The sequence below is a fragment of the Rufibacter sp. XAAS-G3-1 genome (assembly GCF_013623775.1).
Classification (GTDB): Bacteria; Bacteroidota; Bacteroidia; order Cytophagales; family Hymenobacteraceae; genus Nibribacter.
The window spans coordinates 271,701-287,551 of the sequence record NZ_JABFAM010000006.1 but is presented as its reverse complement, the minus strand read 5'-3'; the positions used below and the strand labels follow the sequence as shown (position 1 = coordinate 287,551).

Below are 15,851 nucleotides of genomic sequence, written 5' to 3'. Positions count from 1 at the left end.
CCCATACGTACACTATAAAAGCACAGAAAAGTAGAAGTTGACCACCTGCTATGAATTCAATCAAGGCATCGGAGCAAATCCGGAGAAGTAACTACATTAGCCGTGACCTTAGCTGGTTGCGTTTCAACTACCGGGTGCTGGATCTGGCAAGAAACTATGATACGCCCCTGTTTGATAGAATGAAGTTTCTGGCCATCACCTCCTCTAACCTGGACGAGTTCTTCATGATTAGGGTGGGCAGCTTGTACAACTACATTGACTTCGGGAAAGAACGCGTAGATTACTCGGGCCTGCGGGAGCTGCCGTTCCGGAAGAAACTGCTGGATCTGGCGCACCGGTTTGTGGAAGACCAATGCACCACGTATGAGGAACTGAGAACCGATTTTGACAGACACGGCTTCAACATCTGCAAAGTAGAGGACTTGACCGAGTCTGAGCAGTCCAAAGCGGCTTCTTACTTTAAGAACACGGTGTACCCGCTGCTCACGCCCATGGTGTATGACAGCTACCACGGGTTTCCGCTTATGATGAACCAACTGCTTATTTTTGCCGTGGTCACCCGCACCACCGAAGAAGAAAAGCAGCAGAGCCGCACCACCTTTGTGCAGATTCCCAGTAACCTCACCCGCTTTTTTGAGATTTCGCGCAAAAACAAGATCATCTTCGTGCCCATTGAAGAGATCATCCGCTGGAACATGGACAAGCTTTTCCGCAACGTGGAGATTGAGTCGGTGAACCTGTTCCGGATTACGCGTAACGGCGATTTTACGCTGGAGGAAAGCGATGACATGGATCAGGATTTTGTGCAGGAGGTCAAGCAGAAACTGAAAAACCGCAAGAAGGGCCGCGTGGTACGCCTGGAGGTGGAACGCACGCCTTCTCCGCAGGTCATGAAGATGCTGAAGGAGCGCTGGGGCATTGACAACGGAAACATCTTCTCCATTGACCGCCTCATTGACCTCAAAGCGCTGTGGCAGATTGTGCGGCACCCGCAGTTCGCCAGCAAAATTCAGCGCCCACCCGTGCCGGTTCCGGCGCCCAGCTTACCGCCGGGAGCCATGGAGAACATCTTTGAGTACCTCAAGCACAATGACGTACTGTTGCACCACCCGTACAACAGCATAGAACCAGTAGTAACCCTGCTGGAAAAAGCCGCCGAAGACCCGTATGTGCTGGGAATAAAGCAAACCATTTACCGCCTGGCCGACAACTCCCGCGTGACCGCCGCTCTGCTGAAAGCCGCCGAAAACGGAAAGCACGTCTCGGCGTTACTGGAGGTGAAAGCGCGGTTTGACGAGGAACGAAACCTGCGGGAAGGGGAGAAGCTGGAGAAAGCCGGTTGCTTTGTCATCTACGGCATCAGCAGGTACAAGACGCACACCAAAATGCTCATGATCATCCGGAAGGAGGGCGAGAAGGTGACGCGGTACGTGCACATTGGCAGCGGAAACTACAACGAGTCCACCAGCCGCACCTACACCGACATCAGCCTGCTGACCACCGATGACGTGTACGGCCATGACGTGTCTGAATTCTTCAACGTAATCACCGGGCATTCTTACCCAGAAAATTATGAGTACCTGATTACCGCGCCCAAAGACATGCGCCAGCAGTTGATGGAGCTCATCAGGCAGGAGAAGCGTAACGCGGAGAACGGTTTGCCTGCCGGAATTGTGATCAAGATCAACTCGCTGGAAGACAAAGAAGTGATGGACGAATTCTACGCCGCCTCCCAGGCCGGCGTACAGATCAGGCTGATTGTGCGCGGTATCTGCTGCCTGCGCCCCGGCCGCGAAGGCTTGAGCGAGAACATTCAGGTCAGTTCCATTGTGGGCGAATACCTGGAGCACGCGCGGCTTTTCTATTTCCACAACAACGGCAATCCGCTGGTGCTGGGCGGCTCTGCCGATATCATGGTGCGCAGTTTTGAGCGCCGCATTGAAGCCCTGTTCTACATTGTGCACGATGATTTAAAACGGCAGGCCACCAACATTCTGCGGTACAACCTCATGGACAACCACAACTCCTACATCATGCGCGAAGACGGCTCCTACATCAAACGCCAACCCGCCGCAGGAGAGCCCATCTTCAACATGCACCGCGAGTTCTACCATCTCTCTACCGATGTGGAGGTAGAGGCTTGCCTGTTTTAAGTAACAGGTTAACAATAAAACAGGTGGGGCGGTCATTGGTGAATGACCGCCCCACCTGTTTTATGGCTGTTTTTCAGGAATCAAGCTTAAAATGGAATTGGGTGGTGCCTTGGTGGCGCTCATAGAGCGACTGCAGCATGCCGTCTTTCAGGCCTACCTGCGGTACCAGCATAGAGTCTAGGTTGGCCCAGCTCATGGCAGATAAATAAATCTCGGCCGCAGGCACTATGACATCGGCGCGGTCTGCGTTGAGCATAAGCACTTTTACCCGTTCTTCCATGGTGTAGCTGGCAATCTGCTGTACCACTTCCTCTATCTGATTTCGGAAGATAGGTTTACCAGCCATTTTGCCCGCCATTTCATAAATCTTGTTGATGTTTCCGCCCGTGCCAATAGCGCTCACAATATGGTGCATGCGGGCTTTCTCCGTAACCCATTTCTGCATGGTGTGCCACATTTCCAGGGATTCATCGCCCTGCATGTGCCGGATGGAGCCTTGCTCAAACGACTGCGAGGCCACTTTCATGCGGTTCACATAGATGTTGAATTCGGTGCTGCCGCCGCCCACGTCAATGTGCAGGTAGTTCTGGCCGTCCAGTTGCTGCCGGATGACCAGGTTGATGAGATCGGCTTCGGTGGTGCCGTCAATAACCTGAATCTGCAGACCTAATTTGTCATACACCTCGTCAATAATCTCGGGGGCGTTGGCGGCCGAACGCATGGCCGAGGTGGCGCAGACCATGAAATCATCTACCTCGTGTACCTGCATGATCAGGTAAAGGCCGTGCAGCAGCTTTATGAATTTTTCGGCCTTGGGCCGCGAAATGATGCCCGTGGCAAAGACATCTTCGCCCAGCCGCATGGGGTACCGGATGTACTCTACGCGCTTGAAAAGGGTATGGTCTTCAAACCGGAAGACGTTGGAAATCTGGCATCTGACCGCGTTAGAGCCAATGTCTATGGCGGCAAGTTTTAGAAATGGTTCGGTGGCTTCTGACATACAGTTGTAAACATATCACCAAAAGTCAATTTTTGTTGCAACCGAACCGTAGTTTTTAGCTTATTTCCGTAAAAAGAGGTAAAAACCAACTGGTAGGAAAGAAGCAGGAGGTAGGCCTGCATCGGCTTTGCCGATGCGCAAAATAATAGCTCTCATGCATGTTGTTTAGAAAAATTGTGATACCTTAGCATAAGAACGGTCTCCAGACAGGAAGGCCGTTCTTCTTTTTTATATCATTGTACTAACCCATTACTACTATGGCAACAGTATCTTACTACACCCCAGAGGGATTGCAGAAACTCAAGGAAGAGTTACATGAGCTGAAGACGAAAGGCCGCTCAGAAGTGGCGCGCCAGTTGGCCGAAGCGCGTGATAAAGGGGACTTAAGTGAGAACGCCGAATATGATGCCGCCAAAGATGCCCAAGGCCATCTTGAACTTAAGATCTCCAAACTGGAGGAAGTGCTGGGCAACGCCCGCCTCATTGATGAGTCTAACATGGATTTGACCAAGGCGCTCATCTTGTCTAAAGTGAAGCTGAAGAACCTGAACAACAACATGGAGATGCTCTACACCCTGGTGGCCGAGGAAGAGGCGAACCTGGCGGCCGGTAAAATCTCTGTGAAGTCGCCCATTGGCAAAGGCTTGTTGGGAAAGTCTGTGGGCGAGATTGCGGAGATCACCGTACCGGCGGGCAAGCTTCGTTTCGAAATCCTGGAAATCTCCCGATAAACGCTGTTCCCATGGAAACCATTTTCTCTAAGATCATTAGCGGCGAAGTAAAGGCCTACAAGGTGCTGGAAGACGACCGGTTTCTGGCGTTTCTGGACGTGTTCCCGTTGGTGAAAGGCCATACGCTGGTCATTCCCAAAGAGCCCGTGGACTATATCTTTGACCTAAACCCCGATGCCCTGGCCGATCTGCATAAGTTTGCCCAGAAGGTAGCGGCGGCTGTGAAGAAAGCCGTTCCTTGCAAGAAAGTAGGCGTGGCCGTTATTGGTCTGGAGGTTCCGCACGCCCACGTGCATCTGGTGCCCATCAACCAAATCTCAGACATGAACTTCAGCAGCCCCAAACTAAAGCTGGAGCCCGAAGTAATGGAAGAGATTGCCAAACGGATTAGACAGGCTTTTTAGTTGCTAGTTATCAGTTGTTAGTTATCAGTTGTTAGTTATCAGTTGTTAGTTATCAGTTGTTAGTGTGTAGTTGTTGGTTGTCAGTTATTAGTGTTTAGTTGCTAGACCTACTAAAAGTCATTCGCTCTGTTTAGGAGCTGTTTCATTGAAAACAGCCCCTAAACAGAGCGAATGACTTTTATGGAGTAAGTTTTACGCGAGAACTTAAATCCAATAATTTAATCTAAAAACTAACAACTGATAACTAACAACTGATAACTGACAACTGAAAACTACTTCGCCATGCGGTCTGGGTTTTCGGTCAGGAACGCTTTCCAGGATTTTCCGCCGGCTTTTTGGTTGTTGCCTTGTTGGTAATGGTGGCAAAGGGCAACGGCCAGGGCATCAGTGGCATCCAGGAATTTGGGGGCTTCTTTGATCTTGAGAATCTGCAGTAGCATGGCCGCTACCTGCTCTTTGGAGGCGTTTCCGTTGCCGGTCACAGATTGTTTTATTTTCTTTGGGGCGTATTCCACGTACGGGATGTCGCGGGACAGGGCGGCGGCAATGGCTACCCCCTGGGCGCGGCCCAGTTTCAGCATGGACTGGACGTTGGTGCCGAAGAAAGGCGCTTCAATGGCCATTTCGTCCGGCAGGTACTCGGTGATGAGGCGCAGGGTGCTGTCATAGATCTTCTTCAGCTTTACGGCGTGGTTGCTGTAGCTTTTGAGTTGTAACACGCCGTACTGGAGAACCGTTATTTTGGAGCCGTTCACCTCTATGAGGCCATAGCCCATGACGTTGGTGCCGGGGTCTACACCTAAGATTAATTTATTATTGGGAAGAACTGCGGTAGAATGAATCATGAAGCGCAAAATTACAAACAATCCGGCAAAGTGCTGGTACCGCGCCGCCTTTTGGTGGGGTTAGGCAAGCTGCTGGTCTTCGGCCTGACGTTATACTACCTAAGACAAGCAATTCTGGAAGCAAGTTCTCACAGTACCTTTTCTTTTGAGACCCTGCGGAAAATCTGGTTTACCAACGGTTTTCCCTTGTGTCTGGCCGCAGCCTTGCTGCCAATGAACTGGGGCGTAGAAGCAGTGAAGTGGCGGTACCTTTCCCAAAAGTTTGAGAAAATCACGTTTCTGGAAGCCTACCGCGCCGTGTTGGTGGGGCTAACCCTGGGCTTTGTCACCCCCAACCGTATGGGAGACTACGCGGGCCGAATTCTTACCCTGCACCGCAAAGACCGCGCAGATGCCATTGGCGCTATTCTGCTGGGCCGTTTGTGCCAACTGTTTGCCACGGTGCTGATGGGATCTGGGGCACTCGCCTATTTCGTGTACAAATACTATGTTCCCCTGGCTTCGCCGGTGGGCATCTCTGTGGGGTTGGCCTTGCTGTTGATGAATGGCTGGGCATTGGCGCTGCTGTTCAGTTTTCAATGGGCCATCGGGTTACTGGAAAGGGTCACGTTTCTGCGCCGGTGGGTGCATTATTTCTCGGTCATCGGCACGTATTCTTTTGCAGAACTGCGACAGATAATATTCATTTCTGGGGTCAGGTACCTGGTGTTCATGGGGCAGTTCATTGCGTTGCTGTGGGCGTTTGGGGTGCATCTTTCAGTGGAGGAATATGTGTGGGGCGTTTCGGGCACGTTTTTGATAAAGTCGGCGGTGCCTTCCATCAATGCGCTGGCAGATATTGGCATGCGGGAGCTTTCTGCCATGCACTTTTTTGGGTTGATGGGGCAAGATCCCCTGCTGGTGCTGGGCGCCAGCCTCTCTTTGTGGACTTTGAACATAGCCTTGCCCAGTGCGCTGGGGCTTATTTTTGTGCTTCCGCTGAAACTCTCTACTTCCCGTTGATGCTGCTGGTTTTGTTTCTGGTGATTGTGTACGCGCTGGTAATGGTGCGGGCCTGGCACGCCTGGCGAAAACTTCCTGCAATTTCCATTTCAAAAGAAACGCCTACTGCATTCTTCACCGTCATTATCCCCGTCCGGAACGAGGCCAAAAATATTCTGTCGCTGTTGAAGGATCTGGAGCGGCAGCAGTACCCGGCGGCTCAGTTTGAGGTGATTGTGGTGGATGATCATTCTGAGGATGGCACCCCGGGTTTGGTGCAACAGTTTCAGGCCCGAAGTTCTTTGACGCTTACGTTGCTGTTTTTAAGCGATTTTCCGGAAAAGAGGCAGAAAAAGGCCGCCGTGGAAATGGGCATCCGGCACGCCCAAGGCGATTGGATTGCCTGCACCGATGGCGATTGCCGTCTCTCGCCACTCTGGCTGGCCGCCTTCAACCAGGTTCGGCATGGCCAAAACCCTAAACTGATCAGCGGGCCGGTGGTGTATGCGCCTTTAACTACTGGTTGGCAACGGTTACAAGCGTTGGAGTTTTCGGCCTTGATAGGGGTAGGGGCGGCGTCTATTGCCGTGCAGAAACCCACCATGTGCAACGGGGCCAATCTGGCCTATGAAAAAGCGGCCTTTTATGAGGTGCACGGTTTCCAGGGCAATGAACAGATTCCCTCCGGCGATGACGAATTCCTGCTCCACAAAATCCACCAGTGCTACCCGGGCCAGATCACCTTCGCGAAAGCCAAAGAAGTGATTGTGCAAACCCCGGCGGCGGCAACGCTCACCCAGTTTTTGCACCAACGGGTGCGGTGGGCCAGTAAATGGAAACACTACCAATCGTTCACGTCGCAACTGCTGGCCTTGATTGTGCTGGGAGGGAATAGTTCTATTTTGGTCGCTTTGCTTATGGCGGTCTTCGGTTTAGGGGAATGGTGGTTCTTTGGCATCGTATTAACCACAAAAATGAGTGTAGATGCCCTACTTTTATGCCCGGTTCTGAGCTTATTTGATAAAAAGCGGTTACTTTCGCTCCTGTGGTTGTTACAACTGCTGTATGTCCCCTACATTGTCTTCACGGGCCTTCTGGGATTACGGGGAAAGTACCACTGGAAAGGCCGCCAACTGAGCACCGCATGACAGATCAGGAATATGATATTTTAGATGAACTCTATTTTGTGACTTCGTTTGCTGAGTTGCAGCAGGAACTGGAGATGCCAGAACCGGCACTCAGGGAGGCGCTAAGGGGGTTGATCAGTATGAACTATGTGAAGTGCCTTTTCCCCGACCAGGACACCGAGGTGCCGTTTGATCCTGATCATTTTGAGCGGGAAGGGCACCAGTACTTTTTCCTGGCCTCTAAAGATGGGCTCCTTACCCATAATTCAAGGTGAAAAAGTAGTTCTTTTTTGGGCTGTTTTTCTAGAAATGGGCCCAAAACACCCGGTAAGCTGCATGGCAGGAAAGCACTGGTTTCTGTGGGGCAGTTTACCGGCCATCGCTTTTTATTCAAGCTCCCCAGTGCATAGTTCCTTGAACACTTTGCTTAAATTTACCCAAGGTTCTAACACACAGATGAACCGCTAATATCTTTAATAGATGCCTGAATTGAAGTTTCCTACAGTTGAACAGGAATTGAACCTGAAGAAGTTGGAGTTGGCTGCGCTGTTGGAAATCACCAAAGCCATCAACAACAATCTGCCGGAAGAAGCACTTTACAAAATATACCATTTCACGTTGCTGGCGCAACTCAATATCCGGCGCCTTTCCCTTTTCCTCATTGACGAGAAGTGGGAGTGCAAAGTGAGTTTCGGGACTCCCCACAACTTCCGGGAGATAAAACTTCCCCCAGCCATCACGGAGCTGCGGGAAATCACGTCGCTCGCCAAATTAAATATTGATGACTGCTGGTATGACTTTGAGACGGTCATTCCTATCATGCACAACAACCGTATTCTGGCTTTTGTGATGATAGGGAATGTGCACGCCTACTACACCACGCTGGGTGCCCTGAGTTTTGTGCAGACGCTGAGCAACATCATTCTGGTAGCCATGGAGAATCGCCGGTTAGAGCGCCACCGGCTCACGCAGGAGGCCATGCGGAAAGAGATTGAGATTGCCCGCGAAGTGCAGAACATGCTTTTCCCTAAGTCCCTGCCCAATAACCATGACGTGGCCATCCATGCCACCTACATTCCGCACTCGTCCATTGGCGGTGACTATTATGATTACGTGCCCATTGACAAAGACCAGTTCCTTTTCTGCGTAGCCGATGTTTCGGGGAAAGGCGTGCCGGCCTCGCTCTTGATGTCCAATTTTCAGGCCGGGCTGCGCACCATTCTGCGCCAAACCACCAACCTGCACACCATTGTCAGCGAGCTGAACGACCTGATTTACCGCAACGCGATTGCCGAGAAGTTCATTACCTGTTTTCTGGGCCTGTACAACCGCAGCACCCGTGAACTCAGCTACGTGAGTGCCGGGCACAATGAGTCCATTCTCCTCTACGAGAACAACACCTACCGCCTGTTAACCGAGGGAACTACCATGCTGGGCATCTTTGATGAGCTTCCGTTTTTGACGGTCACCAAGGTGCATGTGCCGCACAACGCCCTGGTGCTCTGCTACACCGATGGCCTCACCGAGGTTTTCAACCAGGAGGAAGACGAGTTCGGGATAGAGAACACCCTTAGGGTGCTGCAGAATTGCCGTTATGTGAGCTCCAAAAATATCCATCGGCAACTGTTGCACGAAGTAAACGCCTACAACAGCGGCACTTCCTTCAATGATGACATTACCCTGCTTTCCTGCCGTTTCAAATAAAAGAAGCGGGAAACGTTTCACCATAGAATATGACGTCTCTATTTTGATGGTTTTGTTCTAATAGGAGATGGTGAAGCGAAGCGCCAGAACCCACCCCAACCCCTCCCAGGAGGGGAATGAATACGCTTTTCCAGGAGACAGGAATGCGTGACAGAGCCAAGGCAATGCCTGGTCTCTACAGGTACAATCATCACCGCTTTCGCTCCTTTCCCCATTTCCAGTCTTCCCCGAGCGCGCCTCGCTTTTGGTCATGGACAGACCTCAGCTAAGAGAGACAAACGGCTCAGGCCGAAAGGGCAGTGCGCGAGGGGAAGACGGGGCCCCGCGGCCGTGAGCGCTTACCGCCAAAGATGAAACAACACAGCACTTGCACCCACGCAACGAACGGACAAACCAAGGGAACAGCATACTCCATGCACCTGCTAATCCCTCAATAGAAGCAAGTTCCAGGCAGAGGCTACAGCGCAGAAATAAATCTTTATCTTTATAAAACCAGAGCCTTTGTGTTTTAAGCCTGATTTTAAGAAATTGGGTTTTAAACGTAAGTCCATATCAAGAACCAGAAAAGGTTTTGACAGAAAGGGGAATACACTTTTAACTTATCTAGTGCTGCGCTTCCACAAAACCCCGCCTCTTTTGCCTTGGCTGTTTCCTAACGTCTGGTGGAAGAGGCCCGTGGCCGATAAAACTATTTTCCTTACGTTTGATGACGGGCCCATTCCGGTGGTCACGCCGTTTGTGCTGGAACAGTTGGCTGCTTACCAGGCCAAAGCCACTTTCTTCTGCGTGGGGGAAAACCTGGAGCGTTACCCCGGCATCGCGCGGCAGGTCTTGAACCAGGGACATCTTCTGGCGAACCATACCCACCAACACGTAAAAGCCTGGAATCTGTCGCCCGCCGCGTACCGCAGCCAAATACACCAATGCCAGATGGCGCTGGAAAAGGTGGGGGGCACCACCAACCAGCGAAAATTGTTCAGGCCGCCCCATGGTCAACTGACCTGGCAACATCTGCGTATGTTGGAGCCAGAGTACCAGATTGTCATGTGGAGCACCCTCACCTATGATTTTGACGCCACCCTGTCACCGGAGAAATGCCTGGCCAAGGCGATTTCAGTAACCGGCCCCGGATCTGTGGTGGTGTTTCATGACAGCCTGAAGGCGGAGCGAAACCTGCGCTATGTATTGCCCCGGCTACTGCGCCACTTCTCTGAGCTGGGATATTCTTTCAAAACCCTGTAGCGGATGCTCTTTTCCCTTGGATTCCTAATTCTCTATTTTTCCATCTTCACGGTTCTTCTGAGCCTGTGGTGGAATAGAAAACCCAGGGTTGTTCCGCCGCTCACGCAGTTTCCCAGAGTAAGTATCCTAATTGCGGCCCGTAACGAAGAAGAGCACATTACTACGTGCCTGGAGGCCATTCACCGGCTCAAGTACCCCAAAGACCGGTTAGAGGTGCTGGTTGGCGATGACCGTTCCACCGATAATACCCGCCACCTGATAGAGGCTTTCCGGCAAACCCACCCGTATGTCACCTGCCACGGCATTCTCCATGACATTCAGGGTACCAAAGGCAAAGCCAATGTGCTGGCCCAACTTGCCCAACAGGCCACCTCAGACATCTTCTTCATCACCGATGCTGACATTGAAGTACCGCCCCACTGGGTAGAAACCATGCTTCGGTACCTAAGCCCCGGCACCGGCATTGTCACCGGCATTACCACCACCAAAGGCCGCCGTTTCTTTGAGCGTCTGCAGCGGCTGGACTGGCTTTATAATCTGGGGCTGATGCAGGTAGTGGCAGACCGGAACCTGGCCGTTTCCACCATGGGCAATAACATGCTGGTAACCAGGGAAGCGTATAAAGCCGTGGGCGGTTTTGAGTCCATTCCATTTTCTATTACCGAAGATGTTCAGCTTTTCAAGCAGGTGCTTGCCAAAGGATTTAAAACCAAAAACGTCTACCAACCCGAAGTGCTCGCCTTTTCACTTCCTGCCCCCAATGTGCCCACCCTTTTGCAGCAGCGTCGTCGCTGGATGCGGGGCTCCGTGCACTTACCCTGGTACATGCTGCTGCTGTTTGTGATCCATTCTTCGTACTACCCGGTGTGGCTGCCATTCTTTGCCCATACGTCCTTCGGGATTTGGATCACCATCTTCATCGGGAAACTAGTGCTGCAGAGTATGTTCGTTCATAAATGTGTCTCTTATGTGCATAGGAAAGCTAAATGGACAGACATCCTCTTTCTTGAAATTTACCTCCTGGTTAGCACGTTGGTATTGATCATCTATTTCTTCCTGCCGTTCAAAATCAGGTGGAAAGGCAGGTTGTATTAAGTTTCACGACGCACTGAATTGCGTACCTTTGCCGTTTTGAGGCTGTTTTACAGAAAACAGGCTCAAAACTGTTCCCTAGATTTTAGATTCATGAAGTACATAGATTCACACGCCCACGTTTTCTCCCCTGAGTTTGCGCAAGACCGGGAAGAGATGCTGCAACGCGCCCAGGAGGCCCAGGTGGCCGAAGTGTATATGCCCAATATTGACCTTGCCTCCATTGGCACCATGCTGCAAATTGAGGAGCGGCACCCGTGGTGTCACGCGTTAATGGGCTTGCACCCGTGCCATGTTTTCCAGGACTACAGAGAGGTTCTGCACGAGATGGAGCAATGGTTTGAAAAACGTACGTTCAAAGGAGTAGGAGAGGCCGGACTGGATTACTACTGGGATAAAACGTTTGTGCCCGAGCAGCAAGAGGCGCTCCGTATCCAGTGCGGCTGGGCCAAAAAGTACCAGATCCCCATCATTCTCCATACCCGTGACGCTTTCCAGGATACCTTTGAGATAATACGAGAGCAACAGGACGGTACCTTGAGAGGAATTTTCCATTGCTTCTCTGGTACCGTAGAGGAAGCGCAAGCCGCCGTAGATCAGAATTTCCTTTTGGGCATAGGCGGCGTAAGTACCTTCAAAAACGGCGGGCTTGAACCGGTACTACAGGCGATTGATCTAAAACACGTAGTATTGGAAACTGACAGTCCGTATCTTGCACCCGTTCCCAAACGGGGCAAACGAAATGAACCCGCTTTTCTGCCGTACGTGGCAAACCGGATTTCAGAAATCAAGTCTATTACTTTAGATGAGGTAGCGGCAGCCACCACGGCCAACGCAAGAAACCTCTTTGCCTAATTCTATGAAGTTCTTAAAGGTAAATATCAATACGGCGGCTCCGCGAGATCCTGAGGCTTCCATTTTGCTTATTTACACCGGTGGTACCATTGGGATGGTCTCTGACAAAGAAGACCAGCACCTGGTGCCGTTTGATTTTAGTGAAGTGATTCACCGCGTGCCCGAGATGCGCCAATTCAAGGTGATGCTGACGGTGCTTAGTTTAGATCCGCCCATTGACTCCTCCAACATAGGCGTAGAGCATTGGATAAAACTAGCCCAGGTCATACAGGTGAATTACCAGGAGTATGATGGTTTTGTGATACTACACGGCACCGATACCATGGCGTACAGTGCCTCGGCCCTGAGCTTTTTGTTGGAGAATCTGGGAAAACCGGTCATTTTCACCGGTGCCCAGGTGCCCATTGGCCGGATGCGGACTGATGCCCGCCGTAACTTAATCACTGCCATGGAAATAGCCTCGGCCTACCGCTCTGGAAAACCGTTGGTGCCCGAGGTTTCTATTTTCTTCAATACCGTGTTGTTACGCGGAAACCGATCCACCAAGGTGGAAAGCCGGCACTTCAACGCCTTCCACTCCGGTAAATATCCGCAGTTGGCCAAGGCCGGGATTGATATTGAGTACAACCGCTCCGTGATTCTGCCGCCGCCCACCGAACCCCTGCGGATTTACCAGGAATTGGAAAGCCAGGTGGCGGTACTAAAGCTTTTCCCCGGAATCAATAAAACCTTGATTGAAGCTATACTTAGAGCCAAAGGCTTGAAGGGCTTGGTGCTGGAAACCTTCGGGGCCGGAAACGCACCTACCTATCCGTGGTTTCTGAAACTCCTCCGTGAAGCGGTAGACCGTGGCATTACAATTCTCAATGTGTCTCAATGCGAGGAAGGAGAGGTGCACCAGGGGCAGTACGAGACGAGCTACTACTTGAAAGAAATGGGCGTTGTTAGCGGTTCTGACATTAGTACCGAGGCCGCCGTTACCAAGCTGATGTTTGTCCTGGCCCAGAACCTTACCCCGCAGGAGAAAGTAACCCTGTTGGGAAAAGACCTACGGGGTGAAATGTCCCGCCGCAGTTAAGCTAAAAAATGAATGCGTCGGGTTTGCAAATACCGTTGCTTCTGGCTTTCTTTGCATTCCGAAAAACGGAGATCACGGAGAGGTGTCAGAGTGGTCGAACGAGCACGCCTGGAAAGTGTGTATACTGGTAACGGTATCGAGGGTTCGAATCCCTCCCTCTCCGCATCATAGTTAAAAAAGCCCTGTAAATTAGATTTTTACAGGGCTTTTTTCTTATGCTTCAGATACACCGTAGACTATTGATTAAAACTAATACCTCAATTGGTTTTTTTCTTTACTTTGGCCTCTGTCTGGAAGTGGCTTCTTTGGGGAGATTGGTGGGTGCACGTTGTTTGCTGTTCCCCTGGCTTGGCTGCTTTTCTCGTGGGTGCAAGTGCTGTATTGTTTCATCTTTTACGGTAAGCGCTCACGGCCGCGGGGCCTCGTCTTCCCCTCTCGCACGGTCCTTTCGGCCCGGAAAGTCTTTTGCTCTTAGTTCAAGTCTATCTATGGCCAAAAGCGAGGCGCGCTCGGGGAAGACTGGAACTGGGGAAAGTAAGTAAAGTAGTAACAGGCAGTTAGTATACCCAATCCCGCTCTTCCGGAGTTCCACTTCGGAAGCAAGCTGCCGGGGAGTTCCACTCCCCTTCTTTTGCCGTGGCTCCCGGCGGAGTGGAACTCCGCACCAGGCAGGTTCGGGAGTAGAACTCCCGAACAGCAAGGGTAGTGATTAGGGGCTAGCTGTATTGCCCCTCTTCTTCTATAAAGGCGTATTCCCCTCCTTGGAGGGGTAGGTTCTGTCTCCCATGCGATGTCACCTACTTGAACGGAACGAGGAGCCCCTGTGATGCGTTTTGAAGCTGTTTTGCGGAAAACAGGCTCAAAACGCATCACCTGTGAGGGCTTCAAGACCTCACAGGTGTAGAACTAACCGGCGCAAGACTCCAGTCTCGTGACTTAGGATGAGTGAGTCTCCAGACTCGCCGGAAACCACCAGCAGGAGGGCGTAAGGTCAGGTTAAGGGCTAGCATTCTGACAGGAGAATGGGAGTAGCATTTGAAGAGAGTAAGAACTTTTGTTATGGTGCATGAGGATTTGGGGAAGTAGCCTACCCTCTTACGTCATCTTTTGCTTTGCTTTCTCTACTTCTTCGGGGGTGTTCACGTTTAGGAGCGCATCTGGGTTGAGAGGCTTTAATGAGTGAATCTCACTGTTCCGTAGAACCTTTCGGGGGCAGGTATAACCCTGGGCCAGGAACGAAAGCAAGACAGGATAGCTCTTCGGTTCCCAGATAGTGATGAGGGGCTCGGGAAAACCGTCATGTGGGCTCTCAAACGTGGTGGCTAGGGCAGATACGGCTCTGTTCGCTACCAGGTACCGCAGGGTAGCCGTGTCCAGTAGGGGAAGGTCACAGGCTACGACTAACCAGGCCGCGTCTGGCTGCTCCCGAAAAGCAGACAGAATAGCCCCGTAAGGCCCCAGGGCGGTGAAAGTATCTGGCAGGGTGGCATAGCCCTCTTCTAGTGAAGCCTGTTGCTCTGCCCGGCAGGAGATAAACACGTTTTGGCACAAGCCTTTCAGCTGATCTGCCACATGATACCGCTGCTCTTTTCCGTGCCAGGCAATGGCTCCTTTGTCCTGCCCCATCCGCAGGCTTCGTCCGCCTGCCAATACCAGACCATTCAAGACCGGGGTTGCGTTTTTAAGCTGTTTTTGGAAAAAGGAGACGATTTTGCCTGTTTCGTGCAGGCGGAATAACGGGATTTCCTGCCAGACGGGGATAGCTTCCTGCACAAAGTCAAAAGCTGAGTCGGCGTTGTCGGCTAGTAAAATCAGTTGCACGTTGGTGAGTTGGGCTATTCTTTTTTGCAGGGAGGCCTTTTTGTTTTCGTCCATGATGACCACCTGCGCTTTTGCCTGTTGGTGGTTCCCATTCACCAAAACCGCATCCATCTCAGAGAAAATCTGACGGAACTGAAAGGTGCTCAACGGCTTTTGGAAATGGAACTGATCAAACGTGATCTGGTCTGTGTACTCCAATCGGGCACCGGCTCCCAATCGGCCTGTTTCAGGTTCTTCCTGGTCTTTGGTGTGTTGGGCGTCTACGTAGCCGCATCTGTAGTCAGGCGTTAACGCATTGATGATGGACTCGGCCAGGGTTTTGATGGTGCCGCAGGTGGTTCCCAGAAGAGCCCATTCCAGCCTGCTGTAATTGCCGTAGGCGGGTTGGGTGATGGCACGGTGTTTTTTATGGTCTTTCAAAATCTTTCTCGCTCCTGTTTCTTTCTAGCAATCGGCATAAGAATTTGGGTAGGCCTCAATTTGCTCCTCTTCAGGACGGCCTAAACATACAAAATCTTTTTCCACGGCACGTTTATCATTCGGCCCCAGCCGGTAGCTATCTTCCCGCCCAAGCCCACCCGATCAGTGTTGCTCCACTTGTTCGCCTATTAGCCTGGGAACCTTAACCGTTGTGGTACCCGCCTCAAAACGCACGCTAAATATACGAGAGGTAATTTATTCTTTATGAAGTGCTGGCGAAAGCGTTTGCAGGGGCTCGCCTTCTGGTAAAGATTTCCGGTTAGCGCCTGTTTTGCAGAAAACAGCCTCAAAACAGGCGGCGGAGATGGCACTTTCGCCAAGGGGAGGTGCCGATGCAT

The 15,851-nt window shown here is 51.5% G+C and carries 14 protein-coding genes and 1 tRNA gene; 12 read left to right on the top strand and 3 right to left on the bottom strand.

Going from position 1 to position 15,851, the window contains the following annotated elements; all coding sequences use genetic code 11:
- Window positions 1-50: 50 nt before the first annotated feature.
- On the top strand, window positions 51-2,153 hold the full coding sequence (gene ppk1 / locus HHO50_RS07935; RefSeq protein WP_181305470.1) for a polyphosphate kinase 1: 2,103 nt from the start codon (window positions 51-53) through the stop codon (window positions 2,151-2,153).
- Between the two features lie 73 nt (window positions 2,154-2,226).
- On the opposite strand, the gene HHO50_RS07930 is transcribed toward ppk1, so the two are convergent.
- The gene (locus HHO50_RS07930) at window positions 2,227-3,153 is read right to left on the bottom strand and encodes a phosphatase (protein ID WP_181305469.1); all 927 of its coding nucleotides are present in this window, start codon (window positions 3,151-3,153) and stop codon (window positions 2,227-2,229) included.
- A gap of 257 nt (window positions 3,154-3,410) precedes the next feature.
- Between HHO50_RS07930 and greA the strand changes: the two genes are divergently transcribed.
- Both greA and HHO50_RS07920 read left to right on the top strand, forming a co-directional pair.
- The gene (greA, locus tag HHO50_RS07925) at window positions 3,411-3,884 is read left to right on the top strand and encodes a transcription elongation factor GreA (RefSeq protein ID WP_181305468.1); all 474 of its coding nucleotides are present in this window, start codon (window positions 3,411-3,413) and stop codon (window positions 3,882-3,884) included.
- Window positions 3,885-3,895: 11 nt separating this feature from the next.
- Window positions 3,896-4,288 (top strand): HIT family protein, encoded by a 393-nt coding sequence (locus tag HHO50_RS07920; protein WP_181305467.1) that lies wholly within the window; start codon window positions 3,896-3,898, stop codon window positions 4,286-4,288.
- 272 nt (window positions 4,289-4,560) lie between these two features.
- Here the strand turns inward: HHO50_RS07920 and ruvC are convergent, their stop codons facing one another.
- Window positions 4,561-5,133 (bottom strand): crossover junction endodeoxyribonuclease RuvC, encoded by a 573-nt coding sequence (ruvC, locus tag HHO50_RS07915; RefSeq protein ID WP_181305466.1) that lies wholly within the window; start codon window positions 5,131-5,133, stop codon window positions 4,561-4,563.
- Here ruvC and HHO50_RS07910 point away from each other — a divergent pair.
- The 9 genes from HHO50_RS07910 (at window position 5,125) to HHO50_RS07870 (ending at window position 13,375) form a co-directional block, all read left to right on the top strand.
- A complete protein-coding gene (locus HHO50_RS07910; protein ID WP_181305465.1) occupies window positions 5,125-6,135 on the top strand; it encodes a lysylphosphatidylglycerol synthase domain-containing protein in 1,011 nt (336 codons plus the stop codon). The genes ruvC and HHO50_RS07910 overlap by 9 nt on opposite strands.
- Complete coding sequence (locus tag HHO50_RS07905; RefSeq protein ID WP_181305464.1) at window positions 6,135-7,262, top strand: glycosyltransferase; 1,128 nt, start codon at window positions 6,135-6,137, stop codon at window positions 7,260-7,262. The genes HHO50_RS07910 and HHO50_RS07905 overlap by 1 nt, the downstream gene beginning before the upstream one ends.
- Window positions 7,259-7,516, top strand: a complete 258-nt coding sequence (locus HHO50_RS07900) for a hypothetical protein (protein WP_181305463.1) — start codon at window positions 7,259-7,261, stop codon at window positions 7,514-7,516. The genes HHO50_RS07905 and HHO50_RS07900 overlap by 4 nt, the downstream gene beginning before the upstream one ends.
- Window positions 7,517-7,721: 205 nt before the next feature.
- Window positions 7,722-8,945, top strand: coding sequence for a PP2C family protein-serine/threonine phosphatase (locus HHO50_RS07895; RefSeq protein WP_181305462.1), 1,224 nt, complete (start codon window positions 7,722-7,724; stop codon window positions 8,943-8,945).
- 675 nt (window positions 8,946-9,620) lie between these two features.
- Window positions 9,621-10,187 carry a polysaccharide deacetylase family protein gene (locus HHO50_RS07890; protein ID WP_370457537.1) on the top strand — a complete coding sequence of 189 codons (567 nt, stop codon included), beginning with the start codon at window positions 9,621-9,623 and terminating at the stop codon, window positions 10,185-10,187.
- A 3-nt stretch (window positions 10,188-10,190) separates the two neighbouring features.
- Complete coding sequence (locus HHO50_RS07885) at window positions 10,191-11,282, top strand: glycosyltransferase (protein ID WP_181305460.1); 1,092 nt, start codon at window positions 10,191-10,193, stop codon at window positions 11,280-11,282.
- Window positions 11,283-11,372: 90 nt separating this feature from the next.
- On the top strand, window positions 11,373-12,134 hold the full coding sequence (locus HHO50_RS07880; RefSeq protein ID WP_181305459.1) for a TatD family hydrolase: 762 nt from the start codon (window positions 11,373-11,375) through the stop codon (window positions 12,132-12,134).
- Window positions 12,135-12,138: 4 nt separating this feature from the next.
- A complete protein-coding gene (locus tag HHO50_RS07875) occupies window positions 12,139-13,212 on the top strand; it encodes an asparaginase (protein WP_181305458.1) in 1,074 nt (357 codons plus the stop codon).
- A 76-nt stretch (window positions 13,213-13,288) separates the two neighbouring features.
- Window positions 13,289-13,375 (top strand) — tRNA-Ser (locus tag HHO50_RS07870).
- A 932-nt stretch (window positions 13,376-14,307) separates the two neighbouring features.
- Here the strand turns inward: HHO50_RS07870 and HHO50_RS07865 are convergent.
- Complete coding sequence (locus HHO50_RS07865) at window positions 14,308-15,453, bottom strand: NTP transferase domain-containing protein (protein ID WP_219921478.1); 1,146 nt, start codon at window positions 15,451-15,453, stop codon at window positions 14,308-14,310.
- Window positions 15,454-15,851 lie beyond the last annotated feature (398 nt).